8 protein-coding genes, 2 tRNA genes and 1 pseudogene are annotated in these 19,845 nt (G+C 68.3%); 9 read left to right on the forward strand and 2 right to left on the reverse strand.

Annotated elements, in window-relative coordinates; genetic code table 11:
* Positions 1 to 25: 25 nt before the first annotated feature.
* Together AC1DEM_RS01645 and AC1DEM_RS01650 are read left to right on the forward strand one after the other, a co-directional pair.
* Positions 26 to 3,370: an ATP-dependent helicase gene (locus AC1DEM_RS01645; protein ID WP_476882915.1), complete on the forward strand. Its 3,345-nt coding sequence runs from the start codon at positions 26 to 28 to the stop codon at positions 3,368 to 3,370.
* Entirely contained in the window at positions 3,367 to 6,978 is a 3,612-nt protein-coding gene (locus tag AC1DEM_RS01650; protein ID WP_476882796.1) for an ATP-dependent helicase, read from the forward strand. Before AC1DEM_RS01645 ends, AC1DEM_RS01650 begins: the two co-directional genes overlap by 4 nt.
* A 368-nt stretch (positions 6,979 to 7,346) precedes the next feature.
* On the opposite strand, the pseudogene AC1DEM_RS01655 reads toward AC1DEM_RS01650, so the two are convergent.
* Positions 7,347 to 8,624 (reverse strand): annotated as a pseudogene (locus AC1DEM_RS01655) (macrolide 2'-phosphotransferase); the annotation flags it as partial.
* 310 nt (positions 8,625 to 8,934) lie between these two features.
* Between AC1DEM_RS01655 and nudC the strand changes: the two are divergent.
* From nudC to AC1DEM_RS01670, 3 genes are all read left to right on the forward strand, one after another.
* Positions 8,935 to 9,912 (forward strand): NAD(+) diphosphatase, encoded by a 978-nt coding sequence (gene nudC / locus AC1DEM_RS01660; RefSeq protein WP_476882916.1) that lies wholly within the window; start codon positions 8,935 to 8,937, stop codon positions 9,910 to 9,912.
* Between the two features lie 218 nt (positions 9,913 to 10,130).
* Entirely contained in the window at positions 10,131 to 12,221 is a 2,091-nt protein-coding gene (locus AC1DEM_RS01665; protein WP_476882917.1) for an ATP-dependent DNA helicase UvrD2, read from the forward strand.
* A complete protein-coding gene (locus AC1DEM_RS01670) occupies positions 12,221 to 12,919 on the forward strand; it encodes a YgjP-like metallopeptidase domain-containing protein (protein ID WP_476882797.1) in 699 nt (232 codons plus the stop codon). Before AC1DEM_RS01665 ends, AC1DEM_RS01670 begins: the two co-directional genes overlap by 1 nt.
* Positions 12,920 to 12,926: 7 nt before the next feature.
* Here AC1DEM_RS01670 and AC1DEM_RS01675 read toward each other — a convergent pair whose 3' ends face one another.
* Positions 12,927 to 14,459 carry a zinc-dependent metalloprotease gene (locus AC1DEM_RS01675; RefSeq protein WP_476882798.1) on the reverse strand — a complete coding sequence of 511 codons (1,533 nt, stop codon included), beginning with the start codon at positions 14,457 to 14,459 and terminating at the stop codon, positions 12,927 to 12,929.
* A gap of 258 nt (positions 14,460 to 14,717) precedes the next feature.
* On the opposite strand from AC1DEM_RS01675, the gene AC1DEM_RS01680 reads away from it, so the two are divergent.
* The 4 genes from AC1DEM_RS01680 (at position 14,718) to AC1DEM_RS01695 (ending at position 19,761) form a co-directional block, all read left to right on the forward strand.
* The gene (locus AC1DEM_RS01680; protein WP_476882799.1) at positions 14,718 to 15,866 is read left to right on the forward strand and encodes a YlbL family protein; all 1,149 of its coding nucleotides are present in this window, start codon (positions 14,718 to 14,720) and stop codon (positions 15,864 to 15,866) included.
* Between the two features lie 215 nt (positions 15,867 to 16,081).
* Entirely contained in the window at positions 16,082 to 19,087 is a 3,006-nt protein-coding gene (locus tag AC1DEM_RS01685; protein WP_476882800.1) for a UPF0182 family membrane protein, read from the forward strand.
* A gap of 241 nt (positions 19,088 to 19,328) precedes the next feature.
* Positions 19,329 to 19,402: transfer RNA gene (locus tag AC1DEM_RS01690), tRNA-Met, on the forward strand.
* 282 nt (positions 19,403 to 19,684) lie between these two features.
* A tRNA-Met gene (locus AC1DEM_RS01695) sits at positions 19,685 to 19,761 on the forward strand.
* Positions 19,762 to 19,845: the final 84 nt, after the last annotated feature.

Raw genomic sequence — 19,845 nt, forward strand, 5'->3', positions numbered from 1 at the left:
ACGGTTCAAGCAGGCACCGTCTAAAGTGACAAAGTTTCCGTCTGCAGGGCTGCGCCTGTTGCCGCCACGGACCCACCACAGCGCGGTCCCGGTGCTGTCGCCGGACCAGCTCAGCGCCGTCGAGGTCCCGCCCGGTTCCGGCCCCGTCCTGGTGCCCGGGGCGCCCGGCACCGGAAAGTCGACGGTCCTTGTCGAGGCAGCCGTCCGCCGCGCCCTGCGGGACGGCCTTGATCCGGAGCGGATGCTCATCCTGGCGCCCGGAAGGCTCGCCGCGGACACGCTGCGCGACCGCTTCACGGCCCGCTTGAACCGCAGCCTGAGCACGACGCCTGCGCGGACCTGGGCGTCCTATGCCTTCGATCTGATCCGCCGCGCCAAGGCCGAAGGCCTCCTCCCGCTTCCACGCCAGCCGAAGCTGCTCTCCGGTCCCGAACAGGACCTGATCATCAAGGAATTGCTGGAGGGCCATGCGTTGCCCGGCCTCGAGCTGGCGTGGCCGGAGGACCTGGACGCGGCCCTGCAGACCCGCGGATTCCGGCAGGAAGTGCGCCAGCTCTTTGACCGCATCATCGAGTCCGGGCGGACGGCCGAGGACCTGGTGGCGCTGGCCCGGCAGTGCAACCGGCCCGACTGGATTCCGGCGGCCGCACTGTACTCCGAGTACCGCGACGTCCTGGATTTGCGCATGCCCGAGGCCTTCGACCCCGCCGGCATCATCACTGCCGCACGCCAGATCTTCCAGGACTCACCGGATTTCCTCGCCGCCGAGCGCGACCGCCTGCAACTGATTCTCGTGGACGACATCCAGGAAGCGAACCCTGCGGTCTTCGAACTGCTGGCAGACATCGCCGCAGGCAAGGACGCCATCATCACTGCCTCGCCGGACACCGTGGTTCAGGGTTTCCGCGGGGCGCGCCCCGACCTCGTGGCGGAGCTTCCCCGCCTCCTGGCCACTGACGGGGCGATCCTGGAACGGCCGCTGTGGAACGCGCATCGGCACGCACCGGCCGTGGCAGAGGCATGGCTGTCGGTGGCGGGGCGCATCTCCCGCAGGTCGGGCGGGCAGTCCGCACGCCGGCTCGAACAGCCTGAACCGGTCCCGACGCCGGACAGGGCGCCGGTCCCGACGCCGGGATCTGCTGTCCCGACGCCGGACGGGCCGCCCCGCGCCGACAGCCGCACGGGAACGGTCGAGGCCCACCTGCTGCCGTCCCCCGTCCACGAACTGCGGTACGTGGCGCAGCGGATCCTCGAAGCCCAGCTGAACGACGGCCGGGAACTCGGGGACATTGCCGTGATCGTGCGCAACGGCGGCCAGCTCAGCCAGCTGCAGCGGTACCTGGCTGGCCAGGGGATTCCGGTCCGGATTCCCGTCGCCGAATCCGCCGTCCGGGATGAGGTTGCGGTCCGTCCCTTGCTGGATGCCTATGCGGTGGCCCTGGACCCCGCGGCGCTCACGCCCGAATCGGCCGTGTCCTTGCTGACATCGCGGATAGGCGGCGCCACCTCGATTGAATTGCGGAGGCTGCGGCAGTCGTTGCGCCGGGAGGAACTCCTGGGCGGCGGCGGACGCACCAGCGACGCCCTCCTGGTCGAAGCTCTGCTGGAGCCGGGGGCGCTGGCAACGCTGGGCATCGAGGGGCACTCGGCCCGCCGGATCGCCCGGATGATCCGGGCGGGGCAGGACGCCGCCGAGGCCCCCGGAGGTAACGCCGAGACGGTGCTCTGGGCGCTCTGGCATTCCACCGGCCTGGCCTCCCGCTGGACCGAGGCCGCCCTCGGTGGAGGATCGGCCGGTGCCCGGGCCGACCGTGACCTCGATGCCATGATGGCGCTGTTCCACACCGCGGAACGCTTTGTGGACCAGCTGCCGGGCTCGGGCCCGGAGCAATTCCTTGAATACCTGCTGAGCCAGGAACTGCCCATGGATACCCTGGCCGCCAGGGCGCAGCTGGAAGACGCGGTGGAGCTCATGACCCCTGCAAGCGCCGCCGGCCGGGAATGGCCCGTGGTGATCGTGCCGGGACTGCAGGAAGGTGTGTGGCCCAACACCCGGCTGCGCGGCGAGCTGCTCGGCAGCACTTTGTTCGCCGACGCCGTCGAACACGGTGTGGACTATGCCCTGCGACTTGACCCGCAGAGCCGCCTGCGGGAAATCCGGTATGACGAGCTCCGAAGCTTTTCCACCGCGGTGTCCCGCGCCCGGGAAGTGCTGATCTGCGCGGCCGTGTCCTCGGAGGATGAGCAGCCGTCCTCGTTCCTGGACTATGTGGCGCCGCTGCAGCCGGGGCAGGACCGTCGGGGCTTCACCCCGGTTGAGCGTCCGCTGACCCTCAGGGCGCTGGTCGCGGAACTGCGCCAGTACGCCCAACTCGACCCGAAGGCAGCCGAATCGGCCGAAGCCGCGGCCGTGCTGGGAGTCCTCGCCACGGCTCAGCCGCCGGTTCCCGGCGCCCACCCCGCGAGCTGGTGGGGACTGGCCGGGTTGTCCTCGGAGGAGCCTGTTGTTCCCCCGGGCGGCACCGTGTTCGTGTCGCCGTCGAAGGTCGAAACCGTGCAGAAATCGCCGTTGGACTGGTTCGTCCAGGCCGCCGGCGGGGAAGCCGCGACGGATTTTGCCCGCAGCCTGGGAACGCTGGTGCACGCCATTGCGCAGGACTTGCCGGACGCCTCGGGCAGCGAATATGTCGCCGAACTCGTCCGGCGCTGGCCCACACTGGGGATGAAGGACAACTGGGAAGGCAAGCTGGACTTCCAGCGTGCCGAGTCCATGGTCCGTAAGCTCGCCCAGTATGTCCTCGTGATGCGCAGCGAGGACCGGAGCCTGATCGGCGTCGAACAGGACTTTGAGGTGAAGCTGCCGGACGTTCCGGCGGAGACCACCCGCGGACCCGGATCCGAATCCGGCGAGGGCGGGAGCATCGGGCCGGCGCGGCCCGCCGTGCTCCGCGGCCAGGTGGACAGGCTCGAGATCGACGCCGAGGGCCGGCTGGTGATCATCGACCTCAAGACCGGCAAACGCCAGCCCGGCAAGGCGGATCTGGACCGCCACCCGCAGCTTGGCGCCTATCAGGCCGCCGTGCTGGCCGGCGGCTTTGCGGGCCCCGACGACGGGCCGCCCCCGCTGCCCGGCGGAGCCGTCCTGACCCAGCTGGGCACCACAACCAAGAGCCCGGGAATCCAAGCCCAGGCCCCACTGGACCCGCAGGACAACTGGGCGCTGGAGATGGTCGGCGACGCCGCCCGCGTCATGTCCGGCAGTGTTTTCCAGGCCCGGCACGATCCGTCCAAGGGGGGCCACGGCGGCCACGGCTGCCGGCTCCCCGAAGTGTGCCCGCTGTGCGTGCGGGGAAAGCAGGTTACTGAATGACCCCCGAGGCGCCGGAGACCGGCTTGGCCGATCTGGAGCTGGCACCGATTCCCCTTCCCGAGCCGCGCTTCAGCCCGGAGGAGCTGTCCGGACTGCTGGGGGAGAAGAACAGCCCCACTGCCGAACAGTCCCTGATCATTTCCTCGCCCCTCACGCCGCGGCTCGTGATCGCCGGGGCAGGCTCGGGGAAGACAGCCACCATGGCCGACCGGGTGGTCTGGCTCGTTGCCAACGGCTGGGTCCGGCCGGAGGAAGTCCTGGGAGTCACGTTCACCCGTAAGGCCGCCGGTGAGCTCGCCTCGCGGATCAGGGCCAAGCTGGCCGCGCTGGCGCGCATCGCGGCGGCCGACACCGGGAACACTCTCTTCCCGGACGGGCTGCTGAGCACGGATGCGCTGGAACCCAAGGTCTCCACCTACCACTCTTACGCGAGCGGCATCGTGTCCGACTACGGCCTCCGCCTCGGCGTGGAACGCGATGTCGTGCTGCTCGGCGGGGCCCAGTCGTTCCAGCTCGCCAGCGAGGTGGTGGAAGCCTTTGACGGGGACTACGAACACTTCCGGTCCGCCAAGTCGACGCTGGTCAAAGCCGTGATCCAACTGGCAGGAGAGTGCGCGGAGCACCTGCAGGACCCGGCCCAGGTCCGTGGCTGGCTGCTGGAACGGATCGCAGCCTTCGAGTCGCTGCCGTATGTCGCGGAGGCCAAGAAGAACCCCACCCAGGCGGCTGGCGAGCTCAGCGCGATGCTGCGCACCCGGGCCAGCGTCGCGGACATGGTGGGCCGCTATTCCGCGGCGAAGCGCGCCCGCGGCGCCCTGGACTTCGGCGACCTCGTGGCCCTCGCGGCGCGGGTGGCCAGCGAGATTCCAATAGCCGCCCAAACGGAGCGCCAACGCTACAAGGTAGTGCTCCTCGATGAGTTCCAGGACACGTCGCACGCCCAGCTGGTGCTGTTCTCCCGGCTCTTCGGCGACGGCCACGCGGTCACCGCGGTGGGGGACCCGAATCAGTCCATCTACGGCTTCCGGGGAGCGTCGGCCGGGCAACTTTTCCACTTCGTGCGCGAATTCCCGATCCTCGTCAGCGGCGAAGCCACCGCCCACAGCGCCGACACAGACCAAGGAACCGGCGGGGACCAGGGAACCGGCGGAGACCAGCGAAGCGGCCCCGCCCGGCGCTTCGCCGTGGCGCCGACGTCGTATTTGACCACCGCGTGGCGCAACGGGCGCAACATCCTGGCCACGGCCAACCTCATTTCGGCACCGCTGAGCAAGGCGGCGGCGAATCTCGGGGCCGCCGGGGCCCGGGAAACTGCCGATGCCGTCGAGGTACCTCCCTTGCAGCCCAGCCCTGCCGCCGTCGAGGGCAGGGTCGTGATGGGGCGCTTCGCCACGGACGAAGCCGAGGCCGCGGCAATCGCCGGAGATGTGCTGAAATTCCGGGTTACGGACTTCGACGCCCCGCAGTCCGCCGACCCGGTTCCGCCGGCCATGGCCGTCCTCTGCCGGCGACGGGCACAGATGGAATGCATTCGCCGCGAATTCGAAGTCCGGGGCATTCCCTATGAAATCGTCGGTCTCGGCGGGCTGTTGGACACACCGGAAATCATCGATCTTGTCGCCACCCTCCGGGTCCTGGCCGACCCCGGCCGCTCGGACTCCCTCATGCGTCTGCTGGCCGGCGCGCGGTGGCGGATCGGCCCGGCAGACCTGATGGCCCTGCGGGACTGGTCCAGTTTCCTGGCGCGCCGTCGGGGCCGCCCCGGCGGCCTGGACGCCGACGACGCCGGGCTGGACACGGGCGATGACGCAGTGGTCGAAGGCGACATCACGGATTCCGCCAGCCTGGTCGAGGCCCTGGACTGGCTGCCGCGCGACGGCTGGACCTCGGCGCACGGCCGCAGGCTGAGCCCGGAGGCCCGCGGCCGGCTGCAGCGGCTCTCTGACGAGCTCCGGCAGCTGCGCAGCTACATGGGGGACGATCTCACCACCTTGCTGGGCGAGGTTGAACGGGCGATGCTCCTGGACATCGAAGTTGCCGCGCGCCCCGGGATCAGCATCCACCAGGCCCGCCGCAACCTGGATGCCTTCCAGGACGCAGCGGCCGGGTTCCTGCACACCTCACAGCGGGTGGACGTCCTGGCGTTCCTTGCGTGGCTGGAAGCCGCGGCGGCCGAGGAAAACGGCCTCGATGCCGCGGCGCCGGAGGTGAACCACGAGGCCGTCCAGCTCCTGACCGTGCACGCTTCCAAGGGGTTGGAATGGGATGTCGTGTTCGTTCCCGGGCTCAACGCCGGGGCGTTTCCCAGCAGCAGGGACTCGCGGTGGAGCAGCGGCAGTGCGGCATTGCCGTGGCCGTTGCGAGGCGATCGCGCCGACCTGCCCCAATGGGACCTCGAGCAGCCGGACCAGAAAGGCTGGCTCGACGCCGAGAAGGAGTTCAAGTCAGCCGTCCAGACGCACGGCGAGGCCGAGGAACGGCGCCTGGCCTACGTGGCATATACCCGTGCAAAACACGTGCTCTGGATTTCAAGTGCCGCGTGGGTGGGATCCCGGGCCGGTTTGGCTGAGATGTCTCCCTTTCTTTCGGGGCTGGAGGGCCTCACCGCGGAAGGCGCAGCCGAGATCCACCCGCTCTCCGTCAGCGAGGACGCGCTGCCGGCCGAAAGCCCCTTGACCTCTGAACTCGAAGTCGCCGCCTGGCCCTACGATCCTCTGGAGGGGCCGCATGATCCGCGGACGGGGAAACGGCTGCGTCTTGTCCCGGGCCGGCGCGCGGCCATGGAATCCGCCGCGGCCCGTGTCCTTCAGGCCATGGAGGCCGGCCCGGACAGCCACGTGGCCGGTGATGTGGACACCGTCGCGGCTCCGTCGCACCCCGGCGTCGACGGCGGACGGCGTCCGATCCTGCGCGGTCCTTCGGCCGGATGGGCAAAGGAGGCTGCCACTTTGCTGGAACGCCGTTCCCGGCGCTCGGTGGTCCAGGAAGTGCATCTGCCGGGCCATATCTCGGCATCCACCCTGGTGGACCTGGAGGATGATGCAGGCTCCGTCGTGGCCCGCCTGCGCAGGCCGGTCCCGCGCGAGCCGGGGATGTCGGCCCGCAAGGGCACGGCCTTCCACGCCTGGGTGGAGGAATACTTCGGCGCCGCCGGGATGCTGGACCTGGGCGAGGCTGCCGGCGCTGACGACCACATCGACGAGGCCTACGGCCTGGATTCCATGGTGGAAACATTCCGCCAGTCCGAGTGGGCGCACCGCGCCCCCGCCCATGTCGAGGTCCCGGTTGAGACGCGGATTGGCGATGTGGTGGTCCGGGGCAGGATCGACGCCGTGTTCCGCGACGCCGACGGCGGCTGGGACCTTGTGGACTGGAAGACCGGTCGCCGCCCCTCGGCGGCCCAGCTGAAGGTGAAGGCAGTCCAGCTCGCCGTCTACCGCCTGGCCTGGGCCCGGCTCAAAGGGCTCCCGCTGGAGGACGTCCGGGCCGCGTTCTATTACGTGGCCGACAACCAGGTGGTCCGTCCCCACGATCTCGGCTCAGCGGAACAGCTTGAGGGAATCGTGGCAGCGGCGCTGGGAAGGACATCGACGGCGCGGGGCGCCTAGTCGGATTCCTGCCAGGCGTGCGCCGGCCGGCGCGAGTCGGGGGGCAGGCGCCCTGACTGAACTGGCAGGCGGCGCCGGGTCTAGCGGGAGGTGGTGTCGACCACCGTGATGGCGGCGGTCGACGTGTTGTCGTCCGAGCCCGGCTTCGCCGTGGAGCCCGGCTTCGCCGTGGAGTCCGGCTGAATGCCGGCGATCGATTGTGTCGACGTGTCGTCGACCGGGGGAGCTTCAGCCTCAGCGCGTTCCCCGGCATCACCGGCGTCGGCGTCCGGACGCACTGCCTGCAGGGCATCGTTTTTAGTGACGTCAGCCTCGGCGGTGGCGTCGGAGGTAGGAGAGGCACCGGTGACGTCGCCGGTGGATCCGGCGCCCGGCTCGGCGTCGGCAACTGTGACCTCAGCGGTGTCCGTGCCTGCGACAGGCTGCGCGAGAGCCGCCGGTGCATCGGCCTCCGTCTCCCGCGGGATCGGCGTGACATGGACAGCGGGCACGGCGCTGAATTCCGCAGAGGCATCCTCAGCCGGAGCGGCACCGGGTACCGGCTCCATAGGCAGCAGCGTGACCTTACTGACGGCCGGTGCCGTCCCGTTGGCCGGAAGTGACGGAGCGGCCGGAGCCGCGGGCGCCGTCGTCGGCCCATCGGCATAGGCGCCGGTGGTAGCTGTTTGTTCTGCGCTGTCTCCGGGTGCCGCGACCGGCTGCGGCAGGGGTTCCACGCTGATGGGCTGGCCGCCGTGTTCCGCCACGTCGTCGGCCAGGGTGGCGAGCATGGACTCAGCCTCGTCGATCATGTCCTGGTTGCCGGCGGCCATACCCTTGACCAGATACTGCGCCAGGGCGAATTCGGCGGACAGCGCGGCGCGCCGCAGCAGATGGGCATCGGGAACATCGCGCCGGTTGGAGGTGTAGTGATCCAGGACCGCGTTCACAAAGTCCTGTTCATTCGAGGCGACCAGCCAGGCCATGTCATCGGCCGGGTCGCCGATGCGCAGGTCGGTCCAGCCCGTCACAGCGGTCACCCGGTCGCCGTCGACCAGCAGGTTGTCCTCGTGGAGGTCGCCGTGAACGACGCAGGGATTGAAGCGCCAGAGGGAGACGTCTTCCATGGCGTGTTCCCAGCGCCGCAGCAGCAGCGGCGGGATTTTTCCGGTCGTGGCGGCCTGGTCCAGTTCGTTGAGGCGCCGCTGGCGGAATTCGTTGGGGGTGTAGCTGGGCAGATCGGCATTGCTCACAAGTGACCGCGGGAGGTCATGAATCGCAGCCAACGCTGCCCCGATTTCGCGGGCAACGGCGGGGGAGCCGCTGCTGAGGTCGTCCAAGGATCGGGTGGCGCCGGCCAAGTGCGAGTAGACGAACGTGCTGAGCTGGCCCTGCCGGACAGTCCCCGCCACTGTGGGCATAAGGAACGGCAATTCGGCCCGGATGCCGGGAGCGAAGGCCCGCAGAACCAGGAATTCGGTTTCCAGCCGGGCGCTGGCTTCGGCGTGCCGGGGGGAGCGGACCCGCCAACGCTTGCCCTCGGAGTCCAGCAGGAGGGCTGCGTCGAAGTCCGCCGGATCGTCGGGCGCTGAGCTGACGGCGGTCGGGGTCAGGCCGGGGACCGCCGCTGTTGCTACAGCTGCCAGTTCGATAGGTTTCCTTCTCACCCTTCCACGGTAGGTCGAGCGGCGCCCAAGACGGCGATGCACTCCGGCGAGTCTTGAGATCGGGCGTAAATGAGGGCAAAACTAGGGCTAAATGCGCAGCAAACGGCCTGTCCCGCACACGCCGTGGAGCACGGGGCGGCGTGGGTGGCAAATGTCAATTGTCTGCCCGAGTCAGTACGGTGGGTATATGAGTCTTGCGGAGTCACCGGCATCATCACAAGCATCGTCACCGGCATCAGGAAAAACCCCCTCCGAATCCTCGGCACCAGAAGGTTCGGCACCGCAGGTGCATCTGCCGGCAAACCACCTGATGGAGACGGTTCTTCCCGTGCGCCCGGCACTGATAGACCGCGGATCCGCGGCCCGGGTGAATCCCGGAATGCTGGCGGACCTTCTCAGTTCAGGCTCGGCGCAGGCCATGGTGCTCTCCGGCCGGCAGGCCCTCGTCAGCGACAGCAGCCTTGTTCTCCTGAACGCGGCCGAGCTCGCCGGGCACCTGGCCAACACCCCGTATGCTCCGGAACACGTGATCTACCTCGGTTCAGCCCTGCCAGGTTCGGACCTCGACGCCGGCACCGAGCTGGTCCTCTTCGTTCTGCCGCTCCAGTTCGAAGTCCGGGCCGAGGAGTTCGAGGCCCACGTGGCCGGCATCCCCAGCGATGCGCAGTGGGCGGGTTTCCGCGATGTCGCTGCACGCTTGAACGCCACGGACACGGCGCTGTTCATCGAGGCCAGCGCCATCGCCAACTGGCACGCCACCCACACCCATTGCCCGCGCTGCGGAACCCCCACGCAGCCGGAGGCCGGCGGCTGGGTCCGGCGCTGCCCGGCGGATAACTCCGAGCACTTTCCCCGGACGGACCCGGCCATCATCGTGACCGTGGTGGGTCCCGACGGAAGACTGCTGCTGGGCGGAGGCGGTCCGGTCGACGCCCGAAACTATTCGACCCTCGCCGGCTTCGTCGAACCGGGGGAGTCGCTGGAACAGGCAGTGCAGCGCGAGATCGGCGAGGAAGTCGGGGTCCGCGTCACCGCTTCCCAGTACCTCGGGTCTCAGTCCTGGCCGTTCCCCGCCTCCCTGATGCTGGGTTTCACGGCCACCACACCGGATACCGAAGCCCGGCCCGACGGCGTCGAGGTCACCAGGGCGCGCTGGTTCAGCCGGAGCGAACTGCAGGAGGCGGTCCTCAGCGGCGAGATCGTCATTTCCAGCAGGCTCTCCATCGCCCGGTCCCTCATTGAACACTGGTACGGCGGCGTCATTCAGGACGCCGCGGACAGCGCCTGACCCGGCCGCCCCCATCCGCAGGACACCGACTACTGACTGAGCAGCAAGTGACCCCAGACAACAAATTGACCCCACAGACATTGACCACAGAGTCATTGAATACAGAGCGATTGAATACAGAGCAATTGAATTTCGGCGCAATCCCCGGCGGGGAGCCATCCGGTGGCGCCACACCCGGCGAGGCCGCCGAACCGGACACCCGCTCGCTCGAGGAACGGATCCTCGGCGGCCTGGACGCCGAGCAGCGCGAGGTCGCCAGCACCCTCCAGGGACCCATGTGCGTGCTGGCCGGCGCCGGCACCGGCAAAACCCGCGCCATCACACACCGGATCGCCTACGGGGTCCACTCAGGGGTGTACAGCCCGCAGCGCCTCCTGGCCGTCACCTTCACGGCCCGGGCCGCCGCCGAGATGCGCAGCCGGCTCCGTGACCTCGGAGTCGGCAACGTCCAGGCCCGCACCTTTCACGCCGCTGCGCTGCGCCAGCTGCAGTTCTTCTGGCCGCAGGCGGTCGGCGGCACCTTGCCCAACCTGCTGGACCACAAGGCACAGATGATTGCCGAGGCCGCGCGGCGGCTCCGGCTCAGCACGGACCGCGCCTCCATCCGCGATCTCGCCTCCGAAATCGAGTGGGCCAAGGTTTCCATGCTGACCCCGGCAAACTATCTGGAAAATGCCCAGGGCCGCGGCACTCCGGGCGGCTTCGACCTGACGGCCGTGGCGCGGGTCTTCCAGTCCTATGAGGACGTCAAGACGGACCGCAACGTCATTGACTTCGAGGACGTGCTGCTGATCACGGTAGGCATCCTGCAGGAAGACCCGAAGGTGGCGGCGACCGTCCGGGAACAGTACCGGCACTTCGTCGTCGACGAGTACCAGGACGTCTCGCCGCTGCAGCAGCGGCTCCTTGAGCTGTGGCTCGGCGGACGCGACGAGCTCTGCGTGGTGGGTGACGCCAGCCAGACCATCTACTCCTTCACCGGCGCCTCCCCGAAGCACCTGCTCGGCTTCCAGACCATGTATCCCGAGGCCCACGTCGTCAAGCTGATCCGGGACTACCGGTCCACGCCCCAGGTTGTCAGGCTCGCCAACGATCTCCTCGGCGGCCGGCGTAGCGGTGGTCCCGTGGCGGACGCCGCCTGGGCCACGCCGCTGCAGCTCGTGGCGCAGCGGCCGGCAGGCCCCGCACCGCGGTTCACAGAATGTTCGGATGACGAGGCCGAGGCCGCCACGGTCGCCGCGCGGGTCCGCGAACTCCTCGACGCCGGAACCCCGGCGAGCCAGGTCGCCGTACTCTTCCGCACCAACGGACAGTCTGAAGCCTACGAACAAGCGCTGGCCTCGGCCGGGATCGGGTACCAGCTGCGCGGCGGTGAGCGGTTCTTCGCGCGCAAGGAGGTCCGGGACGCCATCCTGCAACTCCGGGCCGCCACACGGGCCGTGGCCGAGACCGCCACGCCCGAGCCGCTCGGCCAGCTCGTCCGTGACATCGTCGCCTCCCTGGGCTACACGGATGCGGCGCCGCACAGCGGCGGCGCGACCAGGGAGCGCTGGGAATCCCTGGCCGCCCTCGTGGCACTGGCCGACGAACTCGTGATCAGCAGGGGCCCGCAGTTCGCACTCCCGGACTTCGTCAACGAGCTCCAGGAACGGTCCCTGGCCCAGCATGCACCGACCGTCCAGGGCGTCACCCTGGCATCCCTGCACGCCGCCAAGGGCCTCGAATGGGACGCCGTGTTCCTGGTCGGGCTGAGCGAGGGACTCGTGCCGATCTCGTTCGCCGACACCCCGGAAGCGGTGGACGAGGAACGCCGGCTCCTCTACGTGGGCATCACCCGCGCCCGCGAACACCTGTTCCTCTCCTGGTCCACTGCCCGGACACCGGGCGGGCGCGCCAACCGCAAGCCCTCACGCTTCCTGGACGGCCTGCGCCCCGACTCGGTGGCCAGCTCCCAGCTCCGGGGTAAGGGGCCTGCGCCGCGCCGGAAGGCGGCCGTCCCGGCGTCGTGCCGGGTCTGCGGCAGCATGCTCTCCAGCGGCGCCGAGCGCAAGGTGGGACGCTGCAACCAGTGCCCGCCCAGCTACGAGGAACAGACCTTCGACGCGCTGAGGCAATGGCGGAAGGACGTGGCCCTCGAGGCGGATGTCCCGGCTTTTGTCGTGTTCACCGATGCCACCCTGACCGCCATCGCCGAGGCTCGGCCCGAAACGCTGGAACAGCTGGCCCAACTCGCCGGCATCGGGCCGTCCAAACTGGAGAAGTACGGCGAGGCCGTCCTGGCGGTCCTGGCCGAAAGCACGGCGCTGTAATGTCCGGCGCAATGACGCCCGGCGCCGGCAGCGGCCGCGCTGGCAAGCCCGGACGCGTCAGCTCGGGGGGCTCCGGCGCCGTTCCGGCGAGCATACCGCTAACCACCGCCGACGGCGCACCCGTGCTGGTCCGCCGGTCCGCCCGCCGACGCCGCACCGTAGCCGCGTTCTGGGAAGACGGCACCGCCGTCGTCGCCATCCCTGCCTCCTTCAGCAGGGCCCAGGAACGGGAATGGGTTCACCGCATGCTCGAAAAACTCCGGCTCCAGGGGGCCAGGGGTGCGAAGGGTTCCGGCCGGCGGCGCCCCCGCAGCGATGCCGACCTTGCCGCCCACGCCGCCGAACTGTCGGCGAAGTACCTTGGCGGCAGGGCGGTGCCCTCCTCAGTCCGCTGGGTCACCAACCAGAATTCCCGCTGGGGTTCGGCCACACCGTCCGAAGGAACCATCCGGCTCTCGGCGAAGCTCCAGCCCATGCCGCAGTGGGTCATCGACTACGTGCTGCTGCACGAACTCGCCCACCTCCTGGTGGCTGGCCACGATGCCGCATTCTGGCGGCTGCTGGCGGCGTACCCGGAGACGGAGCGCGCCAAGGCGTTCCTGGACGGGGTCTCGTTCGCGACCTCACGCGGTCTGGCGCCCGGCGGCGGATACGACGAAGCCCCGGACGGAACCGAAATCCCGGCCGGGGCCCCTTAGCGAGCGACTAGGCCTTCGGCTTGCCGCCATCTTCCGGTCCGTGCTCGTCCGGTCCGCCGTCCTGACGGTCATCATCGTCGGCTGATTCCTGGCCGGACGCGCCGGGCTCCGCAGCGTCGTCAGGCTTTGCAGAATCCGCGGTGCCCTGTGACTTTGCGTCGCCCTCGGTGTCCGTGCCGTCCGTGCCGGCGGACTCGTCGAAACCGCCGTTGAGCAGCTTCTGCAGTGCGTCATCCACTTCGCTGTCGCTGGCTTCCGCGAGTTTCCGGCGTTCGCTGAAGCCCTGCGGATCCTCCAAGTCCTCTGCCGTGGGCAGCAGGTCGGGGTGGTGCCAGACGGCGTCGCGGCCTTCCATGCCACGCTCGGCCTTGAGCAAAGCCCAGAGCGTGGCGGCCTCACGGAGCCGGCGGGGCCGCAGTTCGAGGCCTACGAGGGAGGAGAACGCGTGCTCCGCGGGACCGCCGGTGGCCCGGCGCCGCCGGACGGTTTCACGCAACGCAGCGGCGGAGGGCAGCAGCTTCTCGGTCGCTCCCCAGGTGAGTTCGTCCACCCAGCCCTCCACCAGCGCAAGGGCCGTCTCCAGCTTTTCGAGGGCTTGCTCCTGGGCGGGAGTGCGCTGCGGCATGAAGACTCCCTGCGACAGCGCCTCCTGAATGCCCTCTGGGTTGCTGGGATCGATCTCCCGGGCGAGTTCTTCGATCTTGGACGTGTCGATGTGGATACCGCGGGCGTAGGCCTCGATCGCGCCGAGCAGGTGTCCGCGCAGCCAGGGGACCTGGACGAAGAGGCGGGCGTGCGCCGCCTCGCGCACGGCCAGGAACAGGCGGATGTCGTTCTCCGGCAGGCTGAGGCCCTCGCCGAACTTCGCCACGTTGGCCGGCAGGAGCGCCATTTCGAGGTCTGCCAGGGGCACGCCGATGTCCGTCGAGCTGACCACCTCGGCTGAGAGCGCGCCAATCGCCTGGCCAAGCTGCATGCCGAAGATCGCCCCACCCATGTTCTGGATCATCGAGGAGGCGCCGCCCATCATGGACTTCATTTCCTCGGGCATCTGCTCGGTCATGGCGGCGGAGAGCGCATTGGCAATGCTGTTGGCCACCGGCTCGGTCAGGCGCTTCCACGTCCCGAGGGTTTCCTCGACCCACTCGGCCCGGGACCACGCCCGGCCGATCAGTCCCGTGGCCGGAAGCCCGGTGACCTGGTCGAGCCAGAGTTCCGCCAGCCGGAGGGCCTCATCGACCTCACGAGACTGGTGGGCGGTGACCGACGGGTCAGATCCGCTGGCGGCCACCCGCCGGGCGTTCTCATGCGCCAGCTGCCAGTTCACGGGCCCTTCCGAGGGGGCGCTCATCATCGCTTGCACCTGGGAGAACATCTGGGCCAGGAGGTTTGGGTCGTCCGGGAGGCCGGCGGCCTTGGCGAGTTCGGCGGGGTCGATATTGCCCATGCCCTGGCCGCCCATCAGGTTCTTGAGCATTTCGGCCAAGGGATCCTTGGGTTCCTCGTCGCCATTGGACGGATTGAGTGGGTTGGAGGTCATGATCCCGCCGATCGTCGGTGTGGCTGCTTCTCAACTTCACGGTACCCCTCGGCAAGAGCGGCTGTCTGCCGAAACCGCGCCACGTTCGCTGTCGGCAAAGAGCGCTCCGGGGTGCCGAGCGCGTAGGCTTGGAAGTTGGAATATTTGCACGCCACGGCCTCGGGTGAGGCTGCGGCCCTGGTGCGTGGTGGCGGTGTCCTCGCAGGCTTGTCCTGTCGGGGCGCCCGCCCCCTTGTGCCGGCACGGAGAGGTCGTTCAATGACAGTCACCCAAGGTGAGCAGCCCGCCAGCGACCCAGCGGCCGGCCCTGTCCGGGGCAGAAGGGCGCGCCTGGCAGGCCTGGGCGTGCGGCGCAAGCGCAACAACCGGTCATCAGCCATGCTGGTCTCGGGGCTGCTGGCCGCGGCCTTGGGCATCGCTGCGGTGAGCCTGCCGGTGCCCTACGTGATCGAGTCTCCCGGACCCACGTTCAACACAATCGGCCAGGACAACGGCAAGCCTGTCATCAGCGTCAGCGGCCACGAGGCGTTTCCCGCCAAGGGCAGCCTGGACCTCACCACTGTCTACGTCGACGGCGGCCCCAACGGTCCCGTCAGCGTCGTCGAGGCGTTTTCGGCCTGGCTCAACGGAACCAAAGCTGTCTACCCCCAGGAGCTGCTGTTCCCGAGCGGCGTCACCAAGGAGCAGTCCCAGCAGGAGAGCGCGACGGCGATGACCACCTCCCAAGAGAACGCCGTAGCCGCTGCACTGAAGGATCTGAATATTCCGTTCGGGCAGAAAATGCAGGTGGCCGGCCTCCCGGACGACTCCGCCTCGAAGGGACTGCTGCAGGCAGGGGACATTCTGGTCTCCATCAATGACAAGCCCATCACAGCCCTCGGCGTCGTCCAGGCGGAACTGGCCGCCGGCAACGGCAAACCCGTCAAGGTCATCGTGGAACGCGCCGGCGCCCGGGTGCCTGTCACCATCACTCCGGCCAAAAACAGCGCGGGCCGCTACATCCTCGGCGTCTTGCTGCAGTACAAGTTCACCTTCCCCTTCAACGTCACCATCTCACTCGACAAAGTCGGCGGCCCCAGCGCGGGCATGATGTTCGCGCTTGGCATCATCGACACCGTCACCCCGGGCGACCTGACCGGCGGCAAGCACATCGCCGGGACCGGAACCATCACCCCGGACGGTGCCGTGGGACCCATCGGGGGGATCGCCCAGAAAATGCAGGGGGCGCGGTCCGGCGGGGCCACGTTGTTCCTGGCCCCGGCAGCCAACTGCGACGACGTCCTGGGCCACATCCCGGACGGACTGCAAGTAGTCCGGGTCGAGAACCTCACCGAGGCTCGCAAAGCTGTGGAAGTGGCCGCGTCAGGCGGCGACACATCGGGCCTTCCGGTATGCACTAGCAACTAGACTGACCGCGGAACTAAGCGCCGGCCCCACTCGTGGCATTAGTGACGGCCGCCGCCGTCCCTCGGGCACCCTTTCGCAGGGCCCTGACGGAACGGCAGCGGCGGCCGTTAGAATGCATCAAACCTGCAATACAGGCACTTAGTCGCCCGACTGAGTCACAGCAGCGACTAGTAACTAAAAACCAGCAGTAGACGACCAGCTATGAGGTACCGAGTTTGTCCCGTCCCGCCAGCACTGTCCCGCCCGGAAGACCCCAGACACGACGCGGCGCCCTGACGCCGACGCTGATCATCGTGGCCCTGATCGTGGTCGGATTCATCTTCTTCGCCAATGTCTGGACGGATGTCCTCTGGTACCAGCAGCTGGGCTTCTTCGAAGTGTTCCTGACCGAGAACCTGGCCAGGATCGGGATCTTCATGACCGGTTTCGCGGTCATGTTTACTGCCGTCTTCTTCGCCATCCGGATTGCCTACCACGCCCGGCCGGTGTACGCCCCCGACTCGGAAATCCGGGACAACCTGAACCGCTACCAGGCCCAGCTCGAACCCGTCCGACGCGTCGTGATGGTGGGGATTCCTATCCTCTTTGGCCTGTTTGCCGGCAGCGCCGCCGCCAGCCAGTGGCAGAAAGTGCTCCTGTTCCTGAACCAGGAGCCCTTCGGCCAGAATGATCCTCAGTTCGGCCTGGACATCAGCTTCTACCTCATGACCCTTCCGTTCCTCGGCTTCGTCACCGGGTTCCTCATCAGCGTCACCGTGGTCGCTGGCCTCGCCGGCATCCTCACGCACTACCTCTACGGCAGCATCCGGATCATGGAACGTGGGATCTTCACCAGCCGCGCCGCCCAGATCCACCTGGCTGTCACGGGCGCCGCCTTCCTGCTGCTGATGGGCATCAACTTCTGGCTGGACCGCTATTCCACCGTGCAGAACAACGGCGGACGCTGGGCCGGTGCGCTGTACACGGATGTGAACGCCGTCATTCCGACCAAGGCCATCCTGGCCGTGGCCGCGGCGATCGTCGCCGTGCTGTTCATCGTCGCCGCGGTGATCGGCAAGTGGCGCCTGCCCGTGATCGGCACCGCCATGCTTATCATCACGGCCATCCTGGCCGGCGGCGTCTACCCGTGGGTCATCCAGCAGTTCCAGGTCCGGCCCTCGGAGCAGACGCTGGAGAACGAATTCATCAAGCGGAACATCGTCATGACCCGTGCCGCCTACGGACTGGATAAGGTCCAGGAAAAGCGGTACAACGCCACCACCGCCGCCACCACCGGTGCGCTGGCCCCCGATGCGCAGACCACCGCCAACATCCGTCTGCTCGATCCGAACCTGATCTCAGATGCGTTCTCGCAGCTTGAGCAGTACCGGCCCTATTACCAGTTCCCCAGCGCCCTGAATGTGGACCGCTACGTGATCGACGGCAAGGTCCAGGACACGGTCATCGCCGTCCGCGAACTCAACCCGGACGGGCTGGCCACCAACCAGCAGTCCTGGCTGAACCGGCACGTGGTCTACACGCACGGCTACGGCGTCGTCGCGGCCAAGGGCAACAAGTTCACCGTGGACGGCAAACCGGACTTCCTGCAGTCGGGCATCCCGTCCACCGGCGCGCTCGGCAACGATTCGACCTATCAGCCCCGCGTCTACTTCGGCCAGGACTCGCCCGACTACTCGATCGTGGGCGCCCCGGCCGGTGCCCCGCACCGCGAGCAGGACCGGCCCGCGGCCAAGGAAGGCGACGGCGAAACGCAGTACACCTTCACCGGCAACGGCGGCCCGAACGTCGGCAGCTTCTTCAACAAGATCCTCTACGCGGTCAAGTTCCAGTCCTCGGACCTGCTGCTTTCCGACGGCGTGAACGCCGAGTCCCAGATCCTCTACGACCGCAACCCGCGCGACCGCGTCGAAAAGGTAGCGCCCTACCTGACCGTGGACGGCAATCCTTATCCCGCCGTCGTCGACGGCAGGGTGAAGTGGATCGTGGACGGGTACACCACGAGCCCGTACTTCCCGTACTCGCAGCAGGAGCAACTCTCCGCGGCGACGGCCGACTCACAGACCGCCGCGAATCGGACGGTAGCCCTGCCGAACAGCTCGGTGAACTACATCCGCAACTCGGTCAAGGCCACCGTGGACGCCTACGACGGCTCCGTGACCCTCTACGCCTGGGATGACCAGGACCCGGTCCTGAAGGCCTGGCAGAAAGTCTTCCCCACGTCGGTGAAGCCCTATACCGAGATGTCCGGTGCGCTCATGAGCCATGTGCGGTACCCGGAGGACCTGTTCAAGGTTCAGCGCGAGCTCCTCGGCCGATACCACGTGACCAACCCAGACAGCTTCTACACCAACATTGACGCCTGGTCCGTCCCCAACGACCCCACCGTCAAGGACGAGGTCAAGCAGCCGCCGTACTACATGTCACTGAAGATGCCCGACCAGGACAAGCCGGCGTTCCAGCTGACGTCGTCGTTCATCCCGCAGGTGGTCAACGGCAACGCCCGCAACGTGCTCTACGGTTACCTGGCCGCGGACTCCGACGCCGGCAACCAGAAGGGCGTCAAGGCGGACAGCTACGGCCAGCTCAGGCTCCTGCAGATCCCGCCGGAGACCCAGGTCCCGGGCCCCGGCCAGGCGCAGAACAAGTTCAACTCCGACCCCACCGTCTCGCAGGCCCTCAACCTGCTGCGCCAGGGTGCGTCGGCGGTGCTCAACGGCAACCTCCTGACGCTGCCGGTCGGCGGCGGCATGGCGTACGTCCAGCCCGTCTATCTGCGATCCACGGGTGAAACCTCCTACCCGACGCTGCAGCGCGTCCTGGTGGCGTTCGGCGACAAGATCGGGTTCGCGCCCACGCTGGACGAGGCACTGAACCAGCTGTTCGGCGGGAATTCGGGGGCCGCGGCAGGGGACAAGCCGAACAAGGGCCAAACGCCGGCCACACCCACCCCAGGGGGCGCACCGGCAGCGCCAGGCAGCACCGACGCGAAGGCTGAACTGAAGGCCGCCCTGGACGAGGCAAACGCCGCGATCAAGGCCGGCCAGGAGGCCCTCGCGAAGGGCGACTTCGCGACCTATGGTGAACAGCAGAAAAAGCTAAATGCCGCCTTGCAGAAGGCGCTCGAGGCCGAAGCGAAGCTGGAAGCCCCGGCTGCGCCGGCGGGCACCGCTTCTCCATCGGCATCACCGTCGGCCTCGCCGTCAGCCACGGCCGGCGGCTGACGCGGCGCTAGCAACTAGCGCTGCGCTACAGCAAAGCACAGGCTGTGCGCGGTCCTCGGGCCGGGTTTGCCCCTCCACGGAGAGGCAAGCCCGGCCTGTGGCGCAGACGGGCCCGCCCCGGTCTGCGCGTCTTGGGCCGCGGGTGTCCCGTGCACCCGGCCGCACCCGCGGCCGGCGAGATGCACATCACGTCACCCCGATTTGGCCTCAAGTTCACCGGCAGGTAGAGTTGATCTTGCGACGCGGGGTGGAGCAGTTCGGTAGCTCGCTGGGCTCATAACCCAGAGGTCACAGGTTCAAATCCTGTCCCCGCAACTGGAGAAAAGGTCCGGAACACTGGAAACAGTGTTCCGGACCTTTCGCTTTAAGCGCCGCGGTGGCCCGGGGAGCCGGGAACGCGTTGTAGGACAAAACCTGTGTTAATGCCGGGCGTCCCAGTTGCGTCCTGCGGGACCGGTAAATTGAACTGGACTCGGATACCGGACGCGACCGCAAGCGACCTGGTTGGGCCGGACTGGACTGGGCTGGCCCGGACTGGACCCCGTTTGGGGACGTGGTCAGGGCCGCCCGGAAACTAGGGTAGAGTTGATCAAGCGACGCGGGGTGGAGCAGTTCGGTAGCTCGCTGGGCTCATAACCCAGAGGTCACAGGTTCAAATCCTGTCCCCGCAACCAGGAATCACCAGCAGTACACAGAAAGGCCCGGATCTGATGATCCGGGCCTTTTCTGTTTTTCCGCGGACGCCTACCGCCGCGGAC

The sequence above is a fragment of the Arthrobacter sp. 05T420 genome (assembly GCF_056396305.1).

Excerpts from the sequence above, each read along its gene's own strand:
- AC1DEM_RS01675 (WP_476882798.1), bottom strand. The coding sequence starts at position 14,459 with ATGACCTCCAACCCACTCAATCCGTCCAATGGCGACGAGGAACCCAAG.
- AC1DEM_RS01650 (WP_476882796.1), top strand. The coding sequence starts at position 3,367 with ATGACCCCCGAGGCGCCGGAGACCGGCTTGGCCGATCTGGAGCTGGCA.
- AC1DEM_RS01670 (WP_476882797.1), top strand. The coding sequence starts at position 12,221 with ATGTCCGGCGCAATGACGCCCGGCGCCGGCAGCGGCCGCGCTGGCAAG.
- nudC (WP_476882916.1), top strand. The coding sequence starts at position 8,935 with ATGGAGACGGTTCTTCCCGTGCGCCCGGCACTGATAGACCGCGGATCC.
- AC1DEM_RS01680 (WP_476882799.1), top strand. The coding sequence starts at position 14,718 with ATGACAGTCACCCAAGGTGAGCAGCCCGCCAGCGACCCAGCGGCCGGC.